We start from the raw sequence: 18,517 nt of genomic DNA on the forward strand, positions 1-18,517 counted from the left end.
CAGTCATGGGATGCTCCTGTGCTGAGGGTGGGTCGAACAACCCGATCCTCAGACAAGACGCTCCTTGACCGTTATTGCCCCGCTGATCGCCTCAGGCACACGCCTGCGTGCAGCGCTCTACCGCGAAAGCGGTTTAGTCCATTGACCCCAAGCCGACATTGGGAACTAGTGATCGAGGAAGATTCCGGCATTTGGCGGCCATATGACCGCTATTGGCTCGCCCCGGGCGAAGTCGGTCCGTTGCTCGTTTGCCAGCTCCTGTACGATGACGGTGCCTTCGGTGGATAGCGCGACGAAATGCTTGATGGATCCTCCGGTGACGAGAGTGTCCTGCAAGGTACCCTTCAACGCATTGACGGTCCCGTTTACCTGACTGAGCTTGGCCAGTCGCATGCTCTCGGGTCGGATCATGAGATGCCCCCGCCCCGAGGAAGCTCCCCGCATGACCTGAACGGTCGTGCCGTCGCTGAGCTTTGCAAACCCTGCAGCCACCATCTCGGCTGGAATCAAGGTCGAGCTCCCGATGAATTCAGCGGCAAATTTGGAGCAAGGGGCGAAATACAAGTCATGAGGAGTTGCGAGCTGCTCGACCGATCCGCCGTTCATGAGCAGGATCCGATCGGACATGTTGAGCGCTTCCTCTTGATCGTGCGTCACATAGATCATCGTGATGCCGAGCGCAGAATGAAGACGCCTGATTTCCAGCTGCATCTGCTCGCGCAGGTTCTTGTCGAGAGCACCTAGCGGCTCGTCCATTAGGATAAGCATCGGGTTGTAGACGATACATCGTGCGAGAGCGACTCGTTGCTGCTGCCCGCCGGACAGCTCTTTCGGCTTGCGGTCCGCAACGTTGGGAAGACGGACCAGCTCGAGCACCTTCATTACGCGATTTCGGATCTCTGCTTTAGGTACGCGCCGAACCTCCAGCGGAAACGCCACGTTCTGAAAGATGCTCATATGCGGCATCAACGCGTAGCTCTGGAACACCATCCCGATCCCACGCTTGGAGGGGGGCATCTCCGTCACCTCGCGGCCATCGATCCAAACCCGTCCTTCGCTGACCCCGGTCATCCCTGCAATCATGTTGAGCAAGGTCGTCTTGCCGGAGCCGCTTGGGCCAAGCAGCGTCAGGAATTCGGCCTTCTGCACATCGAGGCTGATCGGGTGAAGGGCCTGAATCGAGCCGTAAGCTTTGCTTACGTTCTCGAGACGCACCATCGGATTTTTGTGATCGCCGATTGACATCAGGTGGAGCTCTGACGGCTGAGGCCCGCGACCATGAGACAGACGATCGCCGAAAGTGCCGTTAGCATGGTGGAGATAGCGGCTAGGATAGCTGACACCTCCCACTGGATTGAGGAAAACATCTTGACCGGAAGGGTGACGGTATCGGCCCGGGCCACGAACCACGATATAACTACTTCGTCGAACGAGATCAGAAAGGCGAAAAGTCCGCCGGCCAAAATCGAGGCCCGGATGAGCGGCAGCGTCACGCGACGGAACACATAAAAGCGACCGGCACCCATGATTGTTGCGGCCGTCTCCAGAGCCGGATCGACCTGTCGGAGCCCAGCCATTGCCGTGACGATGACGAAGGGCAGGGTTGCGACCGTGTGCCCAAGGACGAGACGAATATCGCCGTCGCGAAGCCCGATTCGGGCAAAATAGATGTACAGAGCAAGCGCGATTACGACCGCCGGCACCATTATCGGGCTAAGTAAGAACAGCGCCAGGTAGCGCTTGCCTGGGAACTGCCCTCGAGACAGTGCATAGGCTGCGGGGACACCGACCAAGATCGAAAGCAACGTCGTCCAGCATGCGACGCGGAGGCTGACGATCGTGGCGTTCACCCAGCCAGGCTCGGTGAAAAAGCGAGTGAAAAGCTTGATCCCGAAGGACGCTGGCGGGAACACGATCTCGTTCACGTTTCCGAATCCGATGGGAATAACGATGAGGCTCGGAAGCAGGAGAAAAGCGAGAATCGTCCAAGCGGCGACGCCGACGGCACGGGTGTGGGATGAACCGTGGAGCATCAGCGCTCCTCTCCGCCAAGAAGGGCAGATCCGCCCGGAACGAGCGAGAGGAAAATAGCCGCGGTCGCCGCGGCTCCCATCAGGATGACGGACAGCGCGGATGCCATTGGCCAATTGATCAGCTCACGCGCATAGAAATCCACGAGATTCGCCAACATCATGTCCTGCCTGCCTCCCAGCAGCGCCGGTACCACGTAGAAGCCGAGCGACAGGATCATGACGAGAAGGACGCCGGCCATGACACCGGGGAGGCTCAGTGGGAGCGTGACACGGCAAAAGATGCGCCACTTGCTGGCCCCCAAAATCGCTGCCGCGAGCCGCAGCTCTCGGGGTTGGTTCAGCAGATTGGTCAGGATCGGGAGAACCATGAACGGCACGAGAAAGTGACTCATGCCAACGACCACACCGACGCGATTGAACAGGAGCTTAACCGGGGGGAGGCCGAGCCATCCTATCGCGGTGTTGACGAGACCGGATTGTCCGAGAAGAACGGTGAAGGCGAAGCTCTTGACTAGAACACTGGTCCAGAAGGGCACGAGAACGAGGACCATAAGGAGAGCCCGGCGATGCGCAGGCTGCTGAGCCATGTAGTAGGCGAGAGGGTATGCCAGGAACAACGCGAAGCAGGTCGCCAGTAACGTAATCTCGATCGTCGTCCAACCTACCCGCAGGAAGAGTGCAGCCGAGGCTATCTTCGCGTATGATTCGAGAGAGAATGAGGTCGCAGCTTCCGACGTCAGGCTCTGCACCAAAACGGCCCCGAGCGGGACCGCGAACACTGCCAGCATGAGTATCGTTGCCGGCGCGGCATAGAGGGCGATCCAGATCGCCTGTCGCCGCTCCAGCGCGCTCATGCGTGCCATATCAGGGTAAGGTCCGGACCTTGCTACATCGCGCTAGTTCGTCGCTCTTTGCATGTTGTGTATGAGAGCGCACAAACATCGTCCCGACCCCCTTGTCAGACCAGAAGCCACTCCTTGAAACGCTTCGTTAGGTCGTCGATGTGAGTATCCCACCAACCCGGATTGATGAAGAGATTATTGGAATCGCCGACGTCAGGCATCCATTTCCGCGCTTCCGGGGCCACCTTGGCCAGGGCATCGGGGTAGCAGGGGGCATCGCCTGAGAGGTTGGCCAGCTCGACTTGGCGTTCAGGCTTTGCGATGTAAGCGCAGAGGCGCATCGCCGCCTCTTTATTCCGCGTTCCTTTGACGACCCCAGCCCATCCTACGCCAAGGATATTCTGCTGGAACGAATAGCCCATCGGCACCCCCGCGGCCTGCATGTCTTTGACGCGGGTGGTATAGGTGAAAGTGAAGTCCGTCTCGTTGGTTTGAATGAGCGAAACCGTCTGAGCGGTCTGCGCGATCCAGTGACTGACCGAGGGCTTGATGCGATCGAGCGCCTTGAACGCCCTCTCTACGTCGCAGGGATATACATCCTTCGGGGCTACACCGTCTCCCATCAATGCGATCTCGAGGGTATCGCTGACCCGGTTGCGGAGACCGCGGCGCCCCGGAAAGCCGGCGACATTCCAAAATTCCGGCCAGGTCTTGGGCACCTTGCCGCCAAGGCGGTTGGTCGGAAACGCTATCCCACCGGCAGAGATGCTCCCACCAACGGCGTAGTCATGCTTTGCCAGAGGAACAACGCCGGTCCGATCCACAATCCGCTCGTCGATCGGTTCCAACAGACCCATGCGCGTTCCCGCCGGCACCCAGGCGTCAAGGAGGTCCACTACGTCCCATTCGACGTCACCAGATTGAACCTGAGCTCGAATCTTTGCGAGGTCTGGACCAGGGACCGCCAACACCTCGATGCCGGTGTCGCGGGTGAACGGCCCATAGATCGCCTTTTGTTTGGCGTCGCCCATGGCGCCGCCGAAGTTGACGACCACCACCCGACCGGCGCCGCGAGCGCGACCGGGAACGATGACGAATGGCATTGCCAATGTTGCGGCGGCTGCGCCGGATGCCAGAACTTCGCGACGAGAGATTCTGCGGACCAAGGAAGTAGCGGATTTCTTAGGCATGCTCGTTCCTCCCGGTAATCTGCCGGCAACCTGCCCGTCCGAATTGACGGATTCTACAGTCCAGGCGACGCTGAAAATACCGATTCCGGCATTTAGCTCATAAATGGCGGCATTTTGCCGGACTAGCCCGCCTCGCCCCGATCGATCCCCGCAGCCTGCAGAGACGCCAAGGAGGCGGTCTCGGTATAACTGCGGTCGAAATTTGTCGCTAGAACCACCACCGACTTCATGCGCTCGACACCGGGTATTTCCGAGATGGTCTCGAGAACCGCAGCCATATCCTCCAGCTGAGGCACTTTGACGCGACACATCAGCTCATAGTCGCCATTGATTGTCTGACAGAGCTTGATCTCGGGAAATGCCTTTAAGTGCTCGGTCACGGCGCGCTGACGGCGGTGTAAAACCGAGATCAGCAGCACCGCCTCCGCATACTGTTCGAACGGGTCCCGCTTGAGCACGACTGAATAGCCGCTGATCGTGCCGTTCTTCTGTAGACGTGCGAGCCGCTCCTGAACAGTCGTGCGGGCGATGCTGAGCTTCTTCGCAAGGTTAGTCGTCGACTCCCGCGCGTTAGCCTGGAGGAGAGAAATCAGCCTCCGATCGACGTCGTCGTTGGCCTTGGTGATTGCCGGTCTCCTGCGGCGAGTTTATGTCGCCGCTCATCGCCTGGTATACTCGGCTCGAGCGCCAGGCCGCCATTCTGGCGCCGTCTCCGGCATTTTGGCAACTATATGCGGCAATCTGCCGATCCCGCCCCGCGACCCGGCAAGTCGGCCCCTTCAAGGCGTCAGCCCGATTGCTTCCAATCCAACTACGGAGAGACGAATGCATGGGCTAACGTCGAACGCGTCCCTTCCGGAGGTCGTCGCATGAATAGGACCGAGCATTTGTTCGGGCTCACTGATGAGCTCCCCTCATCCGGCAAAGTCACGGGCTATGCCAAAATTCCGTTCTCGTCCGATCTTTCTGCATACGGATTCATCCCGCTCCCGATCACGGTTGTTGCAGAAGGGGATGGGCCGACCGTCCTGCTGCTTGCAGGCTCCTATGGTGATGAATTCGACAGCCAGATCGCTCTCGGTCGAGTGGCCCGTAACCTCGATCCGCGCAATTTGAACGGTCGGGTCATCATCGTGCCGATGGCGAACGAACCGGCAGCGCGCGCTAGCACACGCAACTCGCCAATCGACGGCCTCAATCTCAATCGCAGTTATCCTGGAGACGTGCGTGGTACGCCGACCCGCGTAATCGCTGACTACTTAGAGCGGCAGCTAATGCCGATTAGCGACATCGTGCTCGATCTGCACAGCGACGCGCGCTCGATCCGGTATCTGCCCTGCGCGACCATGATTTATCACGCGGATCCGGATGTTCGCCTTGAGCGCCTTGCTTTGGCGATGTCGTTCGACGCGCCGTCGGTACTAGTTTTCCATAGCTTCGAGGAGCGCAACTCCTCCGGAGCCGCTAAGCGCGCTGGCGCTGTCCGCATCGCGACGGAGATCGGAGGGCCGAAGCCTGTCGAGATGACGTTCGCCGGGATCATGAATGTCCTTCGATGGGCCGGCGTTGTCGAAGACAACGGCAGGAGCGCGGGACCGAAAAGGCCGGTGGTCCGCGTAGTTCGCCAAGACAGCGATTTTGTTTATGCGCTCCTCGATGGTCTGTTCGAGCCCACAATAGAGCTGGGCGACGAAGTTTCTTCTGGCACTACAGCGGGCTTTATCCACGATCCATCTCGTCCCTTAGCTGAGCCCTATGAAGTCAAGATCACCGCACCCTCGGGTACCGTCGTGTGCACCCGTGGGTCGGGGCCAGCGCGACGGGGGGATTGTCTGATTCACATGGCAACGGCGCCTGACGCCGAGCTGGCAAGCGAGATCGCTGCGGCTTCCACATTCAGGTGGCCGAAAGAGCGGCAGAGGGGCCGGCCGCAAGTGACGCAGGAACCATCTACGAAGGCTGTTCCTAAAGCCCCAAATAAGAAGCCGCGATCTCGGCCGAGAGTCCGGCGTAGATGATCTGTGAACGCGCCATCCTCATCACCGGCGCGACGTCGGGGATCGGTGCGGCCGTCGCAAGGCGTCTCGCAGCCCCCAATGTCGGACTCCTTCTTCAGGGAGGGGGGACGTCATCGGAGAGTGCTTATCGTCTGGGGACCGTCCGCACAGTGTGCGAACGGTCGGGCGCGCACTGCGCGGCCGCATTGGGCGATCTAGCCGAGGACGGTCGGGGACGCGCGAGCGTGGATGCCGCCTTGCAGAATTTCGGACGCTTGGACCAAATTATCCATGCGGCCGGTTACCCCAATAAAACGCGGCTTGGCGAGCTGACGCGATCCGACTTCGACCGTTGCATCGCGGTCATGCCTGGCGCGTTCTTGGAGATCGTATCGGCGGCAATGCCGAGTCTCGCTCAATCTGCTATCGGGCGCGTCGTCGCCGTCAGCTCCTTCATCGCCCACAAATTTGAAAGCGCGACTTTGGCGCCAGCATCCGCCGCTGCTAAGGCCGCCATGGAGGCGCTGGTCAAGTGCTTTGCACTTCAGCTTGCACCGACCGGCACCACCGTCAACGCCATCCTTCCTGGGTTCACCAAGAAAGACCCGGGAAAACTCGGGTCTATGACCGCGGCTGGTTGGCAGCAGGCGGCGCAGCGCACCCCCACCGGCCGCTTGAACGAAACGGACGAGATCGCCGCCGCCATTAGCTTTCTCTTATCGCAAGAGGCCCGGCAAATCACCGGGACAACTTTGACCATCGATGGCGGTCTGACGCTCGGTTGAGACTTGTCGCCGCCCCATGGAAAGGATGCCGCATGAGTCAGGTCATGAAGAACTACCGCTGGGCCGATCGCGCCCAAGCGACGGTAGCGCCAGCTGCTCCCGCTGGATTTCGCGGAAACAGCATCCAGCTCGGCGGCGGATACGGATTTCCTGAAGAATTGCCAGATATTGTCGCTGAGGCGATTGCAGCGGCGAAAGATCGCGACGAGGGCCTGCAATACGGCCCCCTTTACGGATTGGACGATCTACGCGACGAGATAGCTCGTTATCTCCAGCAAGACGGGATCGTGGCCGGCCGCGAAAACATTCTCGTCGTAAACGGCGCCAAGCACGGATTGGACCTGGCTTGCCGGGTCTTCATCGATAGGGGCGATACGGTCATCGTAACAGCTCCGACCTATTTGACGGCCGTCTCGATCCTCAAAGCTGCCGAGGCGACGTTCCTGTCGGTCTCGCAAGATGAGAGCGGCCTGAACGCGGACGAACTTGAGCTGAAGTTGAAGCTCAGGCAGGACATCGGCGCGCCCATGCCCAAGCTTCTGTTCGACGTACCGGATTTTCATAACCCAACAGGCGTCACGATGTCTGCGGATCGCAGGAAGCGGTTGGTGGAGCTGGCCGAACGCTACGATTTTGTCATCGTCGAGGACGACCCCTACCGTCGCATCCGATTCGAGGGTTCGCCTGTACCGCCCATCAAGACGTTCGATCGGACGGGTTCAGTCGTCGGGCTGGGGACGGTCTCCAAGATATTGGCCCCCGGATTGCGCATTGGCTGGGTGAATGCGACACCGGACATTGTGCGGCGGATGGCGGCCCACAAGTCCGACCATGGCACCTGTCCCCTGCTTCAGAGGATCGTCGCCCTGCTCTTTCACAACGGGAAGGTCGACCAGCACATCGCCGCACTCTCGAAGGTTCTACGCGGCCACCGCGATGCGATGGTAGCGGCGATCCACCATCATCTGCCGGACGCGAGAGTTCGTGTGCCAAATGGGGGCTATTTCCTTTGGGTCGAGCTGCCTAAGGGCGTTGATGCCGAGGAATTGGTGAGGCGCGCGGCAAAGCTGGGCGTCACCGTGTTCTCCGGCAAGCTCTCATTCGCCCAGTCACCGTCGACAAACTTTCTCCGCCTCGCCTTCAGCTACAGCAAGCCGGAGCAGATTGCGGCCGGCGTCGAGCGGCTGGGCAATGCGTATGCCGAGCTAATGGCCGAGATCACAAGTGGACCCATCCGAGCCGACGACGTTGTCAGCAAGGTGGCCTAGTCCCCGACGGGCCCGTTCGCGGGCGTGCAACTCGTGACAGGCGAGACAGCGATACAGGAAGGATGATCACAAACATGCTGAGCCTTATCGATCTCGGCAGCGACACGGCAACCAAACCTACGCGCGAGATGATCGCGTTCATGATGGGCTGCGCTGTCGGCGACGATCAAAAGCAAGAAGATCCGACCGTCAATGCGCTTCAAGATCAGGTCGCGGACCTCTTGGGCAAGGAAGCCTCGATCTTCCTGCCGTCGGCAACCATGGCGAATGAGATCGCACTCAAGGTTCATACCCGCCATGGCGACGAGGTTATTCTGGACGCTTCGTCACACTATGTGACTTCAGAGGCCGGTGGGCCGGCATTTCTTTCCGGCGTCATGCTTCACGGAGTGGTGGGCGCCCGCGGCATCTTTACGGGCGATCAAGTCGAAGCCGGCATCCGGAGAGACGACCTGCATTGCCCTCGCACCAGCCTCGTTTGCGTCGAGCAAACGACGAATCGCGGTGGGGGCGCCGTCTGGTCTCTCGATCAGCTCAAATCCGTTGCCGAGACTGCGCACAGGCTTGGGCTGGCCACACACATGGATGGCTCTCGGCTCATAAACGCGATGGTTGCATCCGGACAATCGGCGGCAGCCCATGCGAACGGATATGATTCAGTGACGCTCTGTCTCACCAAAGGGCTCGGCTGCCCGATCGGAGCCCTATTGGCGGGCAACCGGCCACTCATCAAGGAAGCTCGGCGTTACAAGCATCTGTTCGGCGGCGCTATGCGCCAGGCCGGTATCGTCGCCGGCGCTGGGCTTTATGCGCTGCGCCACAACGTCAATCGGCTGGCCGATGACCATGCCAATGCGAAGCTGCTTGCCACGCTGTTGTCTGATATTCCGGGGATACGCGTAAATCCGGACGACATCCGGACGAACATCGTCTTCTTCGATGTAGGCGATGCGGGGCTGACAGCCCAGCAACTGGTCGAGCGGTTGCGCCAGTTCGGTGTACGGATGGGTGCGTGGCCGAATGAGACGCTCGTCCGCGCGGTAACGCATCTTGACGTGACATCGAAGCAGATCGAGATCGCCGCGAGCCGAATTCGTGAGATCGTTACCGCGGCTACGCGGGACATCCGGGTTGCATCCGAAACAATTCACGCGGGCGAGCACCGAGCCTCGGCGCGCCAACGGCGATCCTTCTAGCCGTAGTTGAGCACCACTAGGAGTCTGGGCAATGCGAGCAAAGTTTCTCGATTGCGGTTCTCCGCAATACAAGCTGTGGCAGGACGCAAATAGGGATTTCGGCGTTTCTGTGGACGTAAACACAGGCGCATTCGATCCTGCCGACATTCCTAGGATGTTGGAAGGGTACGACGTGTGTATCGACGACCACACGCGTTTCACGCTTGAAATCCTCGCGCAGTGCCGCTCGATCAGGCATTTTGTCTACTTCGGAACGGGGGCAGCCAGCATCCTCGACCTTGCCCAAGCAAAACGCCAAGGCATCGAGGTTCATACGATCAGGAACTACGGTGACACCACCGTGGCCGAGTTGACAGTCGGCTTGATCCTTGCCGCAGCTCGGCAGATCGCGCAGCAGCACGAGGTGATGCGACAGGGCGGATGGAAAAAGCTCCAAGGCATCGAATTGCGACGTAAGCGCATTGGAATTGTCGGCTTTGGCGGCATAGGGCGGGAGGTGGCGAGAATCTGCGCAGGCATCGGGCTTGAGGTCGTCGTCTGGAACCGCTCTCCCCTTTCCGAGCCCGGCGTGCGAACCGTAGCACTCGATGAACTGCTTAGGACATCCGACGTCATCAGCCTTCACCTCGCATTGAACGACGAGACGCGCCTGTTTCTGAACCGGGATCGTCTTTCCTCTATGAAGACAGGGGCGCTACTGGTCAATACGGCCTGCGGCGCGCTCATCGACGAAGTTGCTCTGGTCGATGCCCTTCATGCGGGCTCGCTGGGTCATGCGGCTCTTGACGTCTTCCAGACCGAGCCGTTGCCCGAGAGTCATCCCCTCCGTACCGCTCCAAACGTCACGCTCACTGCGCATTGTGGGTTCTGGACCGAAACGTCGACGATCAACCAGGTCCGACTGGTTCTTGAGATAGTTAAGGAACTCCTCGCCGAAAGCGCGGCTGCTGATTAGGTAACAGTCTAGCGGATCTTTAGGCACTGCGCCGGGACCCGGCAGTTCATGACCCTGCACGTCACCGTCCTGGGAGCCGGCGTTGTTGGCGTCTGCACGGCGCTCGCGTTGCGCCATACCGGCTTTGAGGTCAGCCTGATCGATCCAGGCGAGCCAGGGGGAGAGCAGGCCGCGAGCTTTGGCAATGCGGGCTGGTTAAGCCCGGCTTCGGTCGTGCCGATCTCGATGCCGGGGCTCTGGCGGAAGGTGCCGCGGATACTTTTGGATCCGCACGGGCCTCTTACTATCCGTTGGACATCGCTCCCCCGCCTCCTCCCGTGGCTCCTAAGGTTTCTCTATGCCGGGGCCACTGTGCGTCGGGTCGAGGCGACGGCCCGGGCGCTGCGGCCACTGCTGGAGCCAGCGGCAGGCTTGCATGCTGAGCTGGCCGCCGCAGCGGACGTACCCAACATGATCCGACGCTGGGGTCTTCTTTATATCTACCCGACACGTCGAGACTATGAGAATGACGCGTTGGCCTGGCGCTTGCGCCGACAAAATGGTTTGACCTGGACGGAGCTGGACAAGGCCGCTCTCCACCAAAAACTACCTTCCCTGGTGGATCGATACGGCTTCGGGGCGTTCGTTCAGGCTGGCGCCCATTGCACGGATCCCGGTGGTTATGTAGCGGCTCTTGCCAGGCATGCTGTGGCTCTCGGCGTTCGCCGCATCCGAGCGCGCGCGACCGGCTTCCAAATTGAGGCTACCCGCCTCAGGGCGGTGGCGACGGAAGACGCCCCGATCGTCTGTGATCGGGCGGTCGTTTCCGCGGGTATTTGGTCTCAAACACTCGCTCGTGCAGCCGGAGATTCCATACCGTTGGTGAGCGAGCGCGGCTATCACGTCGTCATTTCCGACCCAGAGGCGATACCCGATATTCCGGTGCAGCCAAGCGACACGAAGATGGGAAACACCGCCATGGTTCATGGCCTCCGCGCCGCGGGCCAGGTTGAGTTTTCCAGTCCCGATGCGCTGCCGAACTGGCATCGCGCGCGCGTTCTGTTAGACCACGTGCTTACGACCTACAAGGGCCTCCCGAGCGTGGTTCCAGAGGCCAGAATTTCCCGGTGGATGGGCCACCGCCCTTCAACTCCGGACGGCCTGCCGGTGATTGGCGAGGCGTCTAAGAGCAGTGACATCGTACATGCTTTCGGTCACGGCCATGTCGGCCTAGCAAGCGCACCTGTCACTGCGAGTCTTGTTGCCGCAATGATTAGAGGGGCGACACCGGAGACGAAACTCACTCCGTATTCGGCCCAACGATTTAGAGGTTGGTGGCCTCGACCGGCGGCGTCTTTGCGTACCTATTAACTTCGAGTATCGCTATGGACAAAGGAATTGGCATTGCCGGCATTACCGGACGAATGGGCTCCTTGCTTACTGAGGAGGTTGCTGCTGCTGGTCTGCTGCTAGCGGGCGGAATTAACCGCGGCGGCGCCTCGCGCTCTGGCGATACCCACTTGTTCGTCAATATCGCAGCCCTTGCCGACGCGTCGGATGTGGTGATCGATTTCACGCATGCCAGCGTTGTAGATGCACACGCTAAGGCGCTTTCTACCGCAGGGACTGCCTGGGTTCTTGGCACTACAGGCTTAACAGCAGCGGAGGAAAGCGTCGTCTCCGACGCCGCAAAGTGCATCGCCGTGGTCTACGCTCCCAATTTCACTCCCGGCGTCAACCTCGTGCTGGCTCTAGCCGAACAGATGTCCGCCGCACTTCCCGCTGAAAAGTACGATGCTGAGATCGTGGAATTGCATCACCGCCAGAAGGTTGACGCTCCCTCCGGTACGGCAATTGGAATCGGCCAGGCGGTGGCACGCGGGCGTGGAGTTGATCTGGAAGACGTCATGGAGTGCGGGCGGAAAGGTCAATTCGGCGCTCGCGCACCGGGAGCCATTGGGTTTGCCGCCCTGCGCGGCGGTCAAGTCGTCGGCGAGCACACGCTCCTATTCGCCTCCGCCACGGAGCACATTGCCATTACCCACCGTGCGTTCGACCGACGCGCTTTCGCTGCCGGCGCCGTACACGCTGCCGTGTGGATCGAAACACGGCCTCCCGGCTTGTATTCCATGATGGATGTCTTGGGCATACGGTGATCGACGAAGGTCCCCTGGCACTTTTCGGACCTCGCGCGATGTCCGACTTGAGTCCCTGATGCGCACCAAAGCGGAAGTCTGCCAACGCCTACGGATTCATGAGTTCATGCCCCAGTGTGATGATTCCGAAGTTCGTCCACGAACTTCGGGATCTGAATCACCCTCGATTCAATAGATGAGCGGGACACTAGAGCGGAATCCGTTCAGCTGGAATCACTTTTTCTTCGTCATTGCCGGGCTTGACCCGGCAATCCATCGTGCGATCGCAAGATGGACCCACGGATCAAGTCCGTGGGTGACGATAAGAGGATGGTTCCACCTAACCGGAACGCGCTCTAGGGACTGACGGCGGCGAGCAAGCGCTGCAGCGGGCTCGCTATCATTCGCCGATGATCCGGGCGCGAAAGAACCGCGTGAGGAGCCACAGAATGATCACTCCACCGATAGCCGCCGCCCAAACGTACCAGGGCGCCTCGAGGAGCTCCTGACCGAGGACGACGCTCGCGACGGTGATAGGCAGGATTCCCAACCCGGTGGTCCATAGGAAACGCCACCAGCCCAACCCGGTCACCCCGGCGGCGTAATTGATCAGGTTGAAAGAGATCACCGGGACAAGCCTGATCATCAGCAGGTACGCGGGCCGGCTCTGCCACTGTTCGATGCGACGTTGGAAACCAGCCGATGCCAACCGGCGAAGCGTTGGACGGCCGAGCGATCGAGCGATGCCGAAGGAGAGCGCCGCGCCGAGCATGGCGCCCGTCCAGGTAATCGCCGTACCCCATAGCCAACCGAAGAGGGTGCCGTTGGCGGCCGCAATCAGCTCGGCTGGAAGCGGCAGGACCGGATGCAGCACCATCAACGTGATCGAGCCGAGCGCCGCCCAGGTGCCCCAGGACTCGGCGAAACGGCGGAAATCCTCTGTGGTCCTGAGCGACAGCAGCTGCCTGACAGCGGCTGGGGTACCCGCCCCGCCGATGTCGATGGCGACGGCCAACGCAACGAATAGCAGGAGAATGCTGACGAGAACCGCGAACCGGGAGAATCGATTCATCTCTCGCCAATGTCCAACGACGATCCCCATGCCAGTCAGCCCGAAGATGCGCATCCCCGCTCATCGTTGAGCGTGAGATGTGCTCGCTCCACTGCCGGCCGGGACATGCATGGGCAACGACACGTCGGCAGGCCGCAACAGTGAAGCAAGGGCCGAGCCGCTCCCACACGCCAGTCGAGGACTGACTGCTCTTTGACAGGCTGCGTCTGCCGTCGGCGGACGTCAGGGTCGCACCAAGTACTTACGGCGACCCAGCGGACATTCCCTGCAGTTGCCGAAGCGGATTAAGCGGCGCGAGCGGGATGAGCTCGAATCTCATCAGGTGCGCCTGGTCGAGCGGCAGCTTTTCGAGCATGTCGTGCGCAGCAGCCGGGTCGGTTACGTTCAGGATGAACGCAACGCCGTTGCGTCCTTGAAGCGAAAACCATTGATCTATCTTGCCGTCCAGATAGAGCTTCACCGTTTCGCGGACTTCGGTCGGCAGGATTGACCGCACGGCCGCGGGATCGACTCCGGGGTTGATGGTTCCGATCGCCAGGATGCGGGTCGTAGGCGTCGGCGGATTCTCTGGCTGGGCCAAGCTAGGTCCAGAGAGAGATAGGCTCGCAAGCGTCGCCGCGATGGCGATGGCTAGGTTCAATTTCATATTCGTCCTCCTTCAAACGTCATTTGCTGCCTGTTGCGCCTTTGCACCTGGCCGCTTGGTGCAGGTGGTCCTTCGCGGCGTGTGCTGAACGATGGCGAGCATCGGCGTTCTCTTTCGAAAGAGATCAGAAATACCGGGCGAGCCTGAACAGCACGCTTGCCGCCCGCGGAAGGCTGCCGAAATCCGAACGCGCGCGGCCAAGATCGGCGGTCGCCAAAGCCCCGATCGTCCACGCGTTGGAGAGGTGATAGTTGGCCGTCACCTGCACGAGACTCGAGCCGTCGTAGAGATCGGCATTGATGAAGCCGGTAAGCTCAAGATGGGGAACGAATGCGTCGACCCAATCGGCGCGCAGAAAGAGCGAATGCTCGCTGAGCGGGTCCTGCTGCTCGGCCGCGTAGGAGCGGATGTACCAGAGCTGCTTCGCGATCGCCGCTGATGCGGTTCGAGCCGAGCCGACGCGAAACCAATTGTTCCAGTCTCGCCGCGAGAACCCGGCCTGGTTGAGGTGATATTCGAGATTGAACGTGATCTTCGACTCGGTCGTGTACGAGCCGCCGACCGAGAGCTGGTTCTGGAAATGAAGGCTTGAATCCTCCGGCAGCGGGCTCGACGCGTTCGGCGGCAGGGTTCCCGTCCGGCGGCCGTAGCGTAGCGCCTCATCGATCAGACTCGAGCGGCGTCCGCCCGCCCACTCGGCATAGGCGACCGTCTTCTGGCCGATACTCTCGGTGATGTTGGCGCCAAGGGAGGTGCGATTGCTTTCGTGATAAACGAGGAGCTCGGGCGCGAAATCGTCGGCGAGATCGGCGCTGCCCTTGAGCAGAAATCGGTCATGCGCGTTGGTGCGGTCGAGGGACGGATCGAAGCTCCGCAGGTTGGTGTTGTTGTAGACCGGTGTCGGGTCGTAGAGCTTTGGCGCAACTGCCACCGTCAGCGTTCCGCCCTGCCAGACGCGTTCGCCGAGACCCATCACCGTCCCGAGCCGGTCCTCCCGGAGCACAGTCGGATCGACCGATAGCGGGTCGACGACGGCGCGCGTCATGAAAAAGTCGGTCGGGTTGAACCCGACCGCCACCCCGCTCTTGAGATTGATCCGACCCGCGTCGAGATAGGTGCGGTCGAGCGCTTCCCAGCTCAGATAGCCTTCGCGGAAGTCGTTGATCGCGTTCTCGTGACTCGGGACATCGAGGGTGTCCTGGGCGCGCAGGTTGAAGCGATCGCTGAGCGTGAAATTCAGCCGGTCATCAAGCGACCACTGCTTCCGCGCATCGACGAACAGGTGCTCCTGCCACGCGGCCGGCTTGGGTGGCGGAGACGGCACGAGGAGGCCGCCATGCCGCGCCGCCGCCGTAAACGCGTCTTCGAGATAGATGCGCTGGTTGGCCGCGCCGGCGGGCGTCGCTGGGGCTGGGCCGTGCGGCTTTGTCGCCGCATCGGGGATCAGATCAAGGTCGCTGTTCTCGTCGGCAAGCGCCGCCGCGTCCGCCAAGGCAAGGCCGAGAAGTACGAGGCACATGCGCGCAATCATTCTGGCTGCAACCGCGGCAGATAGTCGCGCTGGAACCACGCGTCCGGGATGTTCTGCGCGTGGAAATCGCCGAATTTGAATGTCGTGACCAGCGAGGTGTCGACCGCGTCGATGATGATGGCCTCGGTCGGCCGGATGCGGCCGAGCTGCTCTTCGAAACCGCGGTAGTAAAGGATCTTCAGGAGCCGGCCGCTGTCCGAATAGAACTTGGCCTTAACCGGGTAGTGGGTCCCGTGCTCGACCCAATATTCGACGCGGTTGTAGACCGCCTGGTCGTTGGCCGCCTTCATGTCGAGATGCCAGCACTGCCGGTCCTTGCGGCCGGCGTCCTGGATCGTCTCATCGCCGAGCAAGGTGCCGCTGTAATCGATCGCCAGGTTGACCGTCAGGACGTCGCCGATCGCGGCCTGGCCGATCAGCCGCTGCTGCGGCGAGATGCGCACGCTCGCCTTGGAATTGGGGTCGTAGAACCACAGCACGCGGCCGTCGAGCAGCACCATCTTGCCCTGGTCGCGCGGCGGTTCTGCGTAGCGGATCAGGTTGCGAAACTGATGGGTGGCAGGGTCCTCTTTCGCATAGACGACGAGCACGTTCTGGTCGCGCGGCTTGCCGGCGATGAACTCGGTCAGGGTATTGGTCGACCGAAACGGCTCGCCCGGGTTCCGCACCTTGTCCGAGGCGGCGACGATCTCCTGCGCCGTCTCGGCCCGGGCGGCGTTGTTTGTCGCAACGAGCGCCAGGAAGATAACGGCCATAGCCCGCATCGTGATTACCTTAGACATGACGCAGCGCATCCACGACCGGCAGCCGCCCCGCGCGATTGGCGGGAATGAGGGCGGCGAGCGTCGCGATCAGCACGAGGCCGAGCCACGCCCCGATGGCGAGGCCAGGCCGGCCGAGAACGTAGAGATAAAGCGGCGACGGGTTGGCATTGCCGGGCGGCACCCAGGTGAGACCGGCGCCGTTCACCAGCGCCGCGATGACGATGGCGAGGATGGTGCCCGCCGTGGCGCCGACGGCGCCGATCAGGGCCCCCTCGAGGATGAACTGTCGGCGGATGCCGGCGCGGCGCGCACCCATGGCGCGGGTCGTGCCGATCTCGTTGGTCCGCTCCATGACGTTCATGGTCATGGTGTTGACCACCGCGAACAGCACGATCACGCCCATGACCAGTGCGATGAACAGGAAAATTACGCTGAACAGCTGCACGACCTGGCCGTAGAACGGCGTCAATTCACCGAAATCGCGAACGTCGAGATCGAGGTGCTGCTCGTGAAAGAGCGACACCAGCCGCGCCCGCGCCGCTTGCAGGTCCTGGCTGCGGTGCAGCTGAAGCACGATCCCCGTGACCTTGTGCTCGCCGCGGCCGTAGACGAGCTGCTGGGCCAGCGCCAGATGCATCGCGATGTAGTTGTCGTCGAGCTCCTTGACCCCCTGCGGCTCTGCGCCACTCACCGAGAGGCTCACGACATTGGGTGCGCCGCCGGCTGTGGCGGCGAGAAGCTGTAGTTGCGGCGCGCCGGACGCAGCAACAGTGCCCGCCTCGCGCTGCGCCAGGCTGGCGATGTCCTGATCGACAGCGGACGCAACCTTAGTGGCCGGCCGCTCCGCGTCCGGCAGAGACGGACAATTGAGGAGCGCGAGGCGCGCGCACAGGCCGAGTATGCGGGCGAGGCCGAAGCCCATCAGCCCGCGCGTCTCATCGCCGTCGGAAAGCCGCGGATCTGGTAGCCGCACGGCGTCGATCTTTAACTGATCCCATTGGCGCATCCGGTCGCGGTCCGAGGGGATCAACCCAACGCCCAGGAACGTCTTCGACGCATCGACCTCCTCGGAGAAATTACCGGCGATGCCGACCAGCGATTGGGTCGGCGTGAGGACGTTGATCATCGGCTTGAGGACCGGATCGTCGGCGATGAGGTCCATCAGATGCTTGTAATTGTCGATCCCGTAGGCCGTCGGGTTTCCAGCGCCGAACAGGAAATAGCCGTTGCGGAAGACGGTCAGATGGCCGATCCGCTGCACATTGTTGGTCTCAAGGCCGGCGAAGATATATGTCGTGAAGCCGCCGAAGAGCAGCATCGCAAGCGCACCCGCCGCGACAGCCGAGCCGGTCATCGCGGACCGCCGCCGGTTGCGCAGGATGTTGCGGAACGCGATCTTGAACAGAAGGCTCATTGCACCGCTCCCGCCTTGTGATCGACCAGCCGACCGTCGCGGATCACGAAGGTCTCGTCCGCGTGCGACATCAGGTGCGGGTCGTGGGTCGAGAACACGAACGTCGTGGCGAACTCGCCCTGCACCCGGTGCATCAGGTCGATGATCGCAGCCCCGGTTTCCGTGTCGAGATTGGCGGTCGGCTCATCGGCGAGAACCAGCGTGGGCTCCTTGACCAGCGCTCGTGCGATCGCCACCCGCTGCTTCTGGCCGCCGCTCAGCTCGTTGGGGCGCTGTCGGCTTTGGTTCTCCAATCCCACCGCCTCCAGCATGTCGAGCACGCGCTCGCGGCGTTTCGCCGCCGGCAGGCCGATCAGGAGAAGCGGGTATTCGACGTTCTCGTACGCGGACAGGACCGGAACGAGGCTGAAGTTCTGGAACACGAAGCCGACGTGCCGGGCGCGGAAATCGGCCAGCGCGTTGTCCTTGAGCTCACCGATGCGCTGGCCGCACACCTCGACCGTCCCCGTGCTCGGCGCATCGATGCACCCCACGAGGTTGAGCAAGGTCGTCTTGCCGCTGCCCGACGGCCCGACGACCATCGAGAAGCTGCGTAGCGGGATGTCGCCGCTGATGCCCCGCAAGGCCGCCACCTCCACCGTGCCGGTGCGGTAGGTCTTGGTGACCTCGGTCAGCCTCACCGCGATCGCGCGATCCTGGCCTGTCATGGG

At 61.5% G+C, this 18,517-nt stretch carries 18 protein-coding genes and 1 pseudogene; 7 read left to right on the forward strand and 12 right to left on the reverse strand.

Going from position 1 to position 18,517, the window contains the following annotated elements:
* Nucleotides 1–165 precede the first annotated feature (165 nt).
* The 6 genes and pseudogenes from HY058_00005 to HY058_00030 all read right to left on the reverse strand — a co-directional run bounded on the left by HY058_00005 (nucleotide 166) and on the right by HY058_00030 (nucleotide 4,691).
* On the reverse strand, nucleotides 166–1,245 hold the full coding sequence (locus HY058_00005; GenBank protein MBI3495667.1) for an ABC transporter ATP-binding protein: 1,080 nt from the start codon (nucleotides 1,243–1,245) through the stop codon (nucleotides 166–168).
* Complete coding sequence (locus HY058_00010; protein ID MBI3495668.1) at nucleotides 1,245–2,033, reverse strand: ABC transporter permease; 789 nt, start codon at nucleotides 2,031–2,033, stop codon at nucleotides 1,245–1,247. The genes HY058_00005 and HY058_00010 overlap by 1 nt, the downstream gene beginning before the upstream one ends.
* Nucleotides 2,033–2,887: an ABC transporter permease gene (locus HY058_00015; GenBank protein MBI3495669.1), complete on the reverse strand. Its 855-nt coding sequence runs from the start codon at nucleotides 2,885–2,887 to the stop codon at nucleotides 2,033–2,035. Before HY058_00015 ends, HY058_00010 begins: the two co-directional genes overlap by 1 nt.
* 104 nt (nucleotides 2,888–2,991) lie before the next feature.
* Nucleotides 2,992–4,065 carry an ABC transporter substrate-binding protein gene (locus tag HY058_00020; protein MBI3495670.1) on the reverse strand — a complete coding sequence of 358 codons (1,074 nt, stop codon included), beginning with the start codon at nucleotides 4,063–4,065 and terminating at the stop codon, nucleotides 2,992–2,994.
* Nucleotides 4,066–4,187: 122 nt separating this feature from the next.
* Nucleotides 4,188–4,523, reverse strand: coding sequence for an Lrp/AsnC ligand binding domain-containing protein (locus HY058_00025; protein MBI3495671.1), 336 nt, complete (start codon nucleotides 4,521–4,523; stop codon nucleotides 4,188–4,190).
* A pseudogene (locus tag HY058_00030) lies at nucleotides 4,518–4,691 on the reverse strand (AsnC family transcriptional regulator). The gene HY058_00025 and the pseudogene HY058_00030 overlap by 6 nt, the downstream one beginning before the upstream one ends.
* A gap of 243 nt (nucleotides 4,692–4,934) precedes the next feature.
* On the opposite strand from HY058_00030, the gene HY058_00035 reads away from it, so the two are divergent.
* The 7 genes from HY058_00035 to HY058_00065 all read left to right on the forward strand — a co-directional run bounded on the left by HY058_00035 (nucleotide 4,935) and on the right by HY058_00065 (nucleotide 12,401).
* Nucleotides 4,935–6,083: a succinylglutamate desuccinylase/aspartoacylase family protein gene (locus HY058_00035; protein ID MBI3495672.1), complete on the forward strand. Its 1,149-nt coding sequence runs from the start codon at nucleotides 4,935–4,937 to the stop codon at nucleotides 6,081–6,083.
* The gene (locus tag HY058_00040) at nucleotides 6,080–6,847 is read left to right on the forward strand and encodes an SDR family oxidoreductase (protein MBI3495673.1); all 768 of its coding nucleotides are present in this window, start codon (nucleotides 6,080–6,082) and stop codon (nucleotides 6,845–6,847) included. The genes HY058_00035 and HY058_00040 overlap by 4 nt, the downstream gene beginning before the upstream one ends.
* A gap of 32 nt (nucleotides 6,848–6,879) precedes the next feature.
* Complete coding sequence (locus HY058_00045) at nucleotides 6,880–8,115, forward strand: PLP-dependent aminotransferase family protein (GenBank protein MBI3495674.1); 1,236 nt, start codon at nucleotides 6,880–6,882, stop codon at nucleotides 8,113–8,115.
* 74 nt (nucleotides 8,116–8,189) lie between these two features.
* Nucleotides 8,190–9,311: a low specificity L-threonine aldolase gene (locus HY058_00050; protein MBI3495675.1), complete on the forward strand. Its 1,122-nt coding sequence runs from the start codon at nucleotides 8,190–8,192 to the stop codon at nucleotides 9,309–9,311.
* 31 nt (nucleotides 9,312–9,342) lie between these two features.
* Nucleotides 9,343–10,266: a 3-phosphoglycerate dehydrogenase gene (locus tag HY058_00055; GenBank protein ID MBI3495676.1), complete on the forward strand. Its 924-nt coding sequence runs from the start codon at nucleotides 9,343–9,345 to the stop codon at nucleotides 10,264–10,266.
* Nucleotides 10,267–10,314: 48 nt separating this feature from the next.
* The gene (locus HY058_00060) at nucleotides 10,315–11,616 is read left to right on the forward strand and encodes an FAD-binding oxidoreductase (protein ID MBI3495677.1); all 1,302 of its coding nucleotides are present in this window, start codon (nucleotides 10,315–10,317) and stop codon (nucleotides 11,614–11,616) included.
* Between the two features lie 14 nt (nucleotides 11,617–11,630).
* Nucleotides 11,631–12,401 carry a 4-hydroxy-tetrahydrodipicolinate reductase gene (locus HY058_00065; protein MBI3495678.1) on the forward strand — a complete coding sequence of 257 codons (771 nt, stop codon included), beginning with the start codon at nucleotides 11,631–11,633 and terminating at the stop codon, nucleotides 12,399–12,401.
* Nucleotides 12,402–12,780: 379 nt separating this feature from the next.
* On the opposite strand, the gene HY058_00070 is transcribed toward HY058_00065, so the two are convergent.
* The 6 genes from HY058_00070 to HY058_00095 all read right to left on the reverse strand — a co-directional run bounded on the left by HY058_00070 (nucleotide 12,781) and on the right by HY058_00095 (nucleotide 18,514).
* Complete coding sequence (locus tag HY058_00070; protein ID MBI3495679.1) at nucleotides 12,781–13,506, reverse strand: TVP38/TMEM64 family protein; 726 nt, start codon at nucleotides 13,504–13,506, stop codon at nucleotides 12,781–12,783.
* 187 nt (nucleotides 13,507–13,693) lie between these two features.
* Nucleotides 13,694–14,074, reverse strand: coding sequence for a hypothetical protein (locus HY058_00075; GenBank protein ID MBI3495680.1), 381 nt, complete (start codon nucleotides 14,072–14,074; stop codon nucleotides 13,694–13,696).
* A gap of 148 nt (nucleotides 14,075–14,222) precedes the next feature.
* On the reverse strand, nucleotides 14,223–15,617 hold the full coding sequence (locus HY058_00080) for a hypothetical protein (protein MBI3495681.1): 1,395 nt from the start codon (nucleotides 15,615–15,617) through the stop codon (nucleotides 14,223–14,225).
* Between the two features lie 8 nt (nucleotides 15,618–15,625).
* A complete protein-coding gene (locus HY058_00085; protein ID MBI3495682.1) occupies nucleotides 15,626–16,384 on the reverse strand; it encodes an outer membrane lipoprotein-sorting protein in 759 nt (252 codons plus the stop codon).
* A 19-nt stretch (nucleotides 16,385–16,403) separates the two neighbouring features.
* On the reverse strand, nucleotides 16,404–17,807 hold the full coding sequence (locus tag HY058_00090) for an ABC transporter permease (protein MBI3495683.1): 1,404 nt from the start codon (nucleotides 17,805–17,807) through the stop codon (nucleotides 16,404–16,406).
* Complete coding sequence (locus tag HY058_00095; protein MBI3495684.1) at nucleotides 17,804–18,514, reverse strand: ABC transporter ATP-binding protein; 711 nt, start codon at nucleotides 18,512–18,514, stop codon at nucleotides 17,804–17,806. Before HY058_00095 ends, HY058_00090 begins: the two co-directional genes overlap by 4 nt.
* Nucleotides 18,515–18,517: the final 3 nt, after the last annotated feature.

This window comes from Pseudomonadota bacterium, assembly GCA_016195085.1.
Classification (GTDB): Bacteria; Pseudomonadota; Alphaproteobacteria; order SHVZ01; family SHVZ01; genus JACQAG01.

Bases quoted from the DNA above. Each gene is read 5' to 3' on its own strand.
- HY058_00005 (MBI3495667.1), bottom strand. From the start codon at position 1,245: ATGTCAATCGGCGATCACAAAAATCCGATGGTGCGTCTCGAGAACGTA.
- HY058_00010 (MBI3495668.1), bottom strand. From the start codon at position 2,033: ATGCTCCACGGTTCATCCCACACCCGTGCCGTCGGCGTCGCCGCTTGG.
- HY058_00015 (MBI3495669.1), bottom strand. From the start codon at position 2,887: ATGAGCGCGCTGGAGCGGCGACAGGCGATCTGGATCGCCCTCTATGCC.
- HY058_00020 (MBI3495670.1), bottom strand. From the start codon at position 4,065: ATGCCTAAGAAATCCGCTACTTCCTTGGTCCGCAGAATCTCTCGTCGC.
- HY058_00035 (MBI3495672.1), top strand. From the start codon at position 4,935: ATGAATAGGACCGAGCATTTGTTCGGGCTCACTGATGAGCTCCCCTCA.
- HY058_00040 (MBI3495673.1), top strand. From the start codon at position 6,080: ATGATCTGTGAACGCGCCATCCTCATCACCGGCGCGACGTCGGGGATC.
- HY058_00045 (MBI3495674.1), top strand. From the start codon at position 6,880: ATGAGTCAGGTCATGAAGAACTACCGCTGGGCCGATCGCGCCCAAGCG.
- HY058_00050 (MBI3495675.1), top strand. From the start codon at position 8,190: ATGCTGAGCCTTATCGATCTCGGCAGCGACACGGCAACCAAACCTACG.
- HY058_00055 (MBI3495676.1), top strand. From the start codon at position 9,343: ATGCGAGCAAAGTTTCTCGATTGCGGTTCTCCGCAATACAAGCTGTGG.
- HY058_00060 (MBI3495677.1), top strand. From the start codon at position 10,315: ATGACCCTGCACGTCACCGTCCTGGGAGCCGGCGTTGTTGGCGTCTGC.
- HY058_00065 (MBI3495678.1), top strand. From the start codon at position 11,631: ATGGACAAAGGAATTGGCATTGCCGGCATTACCGGACGAATGGGCTCC.
- HY058_00070 (MBI3495679.1), bottom strand. From the start codon at position 13,506: ATGCGCATCTTCGGGCTGACTGGCATGGGGATCGTCGTTGGACATTGG.
- HY058_00080 (MBI3495681.1), bottom strand. From the start codon at position 15,617: ATGTGCCTCGTACTTCTCGGCCTTGCCTTGGCGGACGCGGCGGCGCTT.
- HY058_00085 (MBI3495682.1), bottom strand. From the start codon at position 16,384: ATGGCCGTTATCTTCCTGGCGCTCGTTGCGACAAACAACGCCGCCCGG.
- HY058_00090 (MBI3495683.1), bottom strand. From the start codon at position 17,807: ATGAGCCTTCTGTTCAAGATCGCGTTCCGCAACATCCTGCGCAACCGG.
- HY058_00095 (MBI3495684.1), bottom strand. From the start codon at position 18,514: ATGACAGGCCAGGATCGCGCGATCGCGGTGAGGCTGACCGAGGTCACC.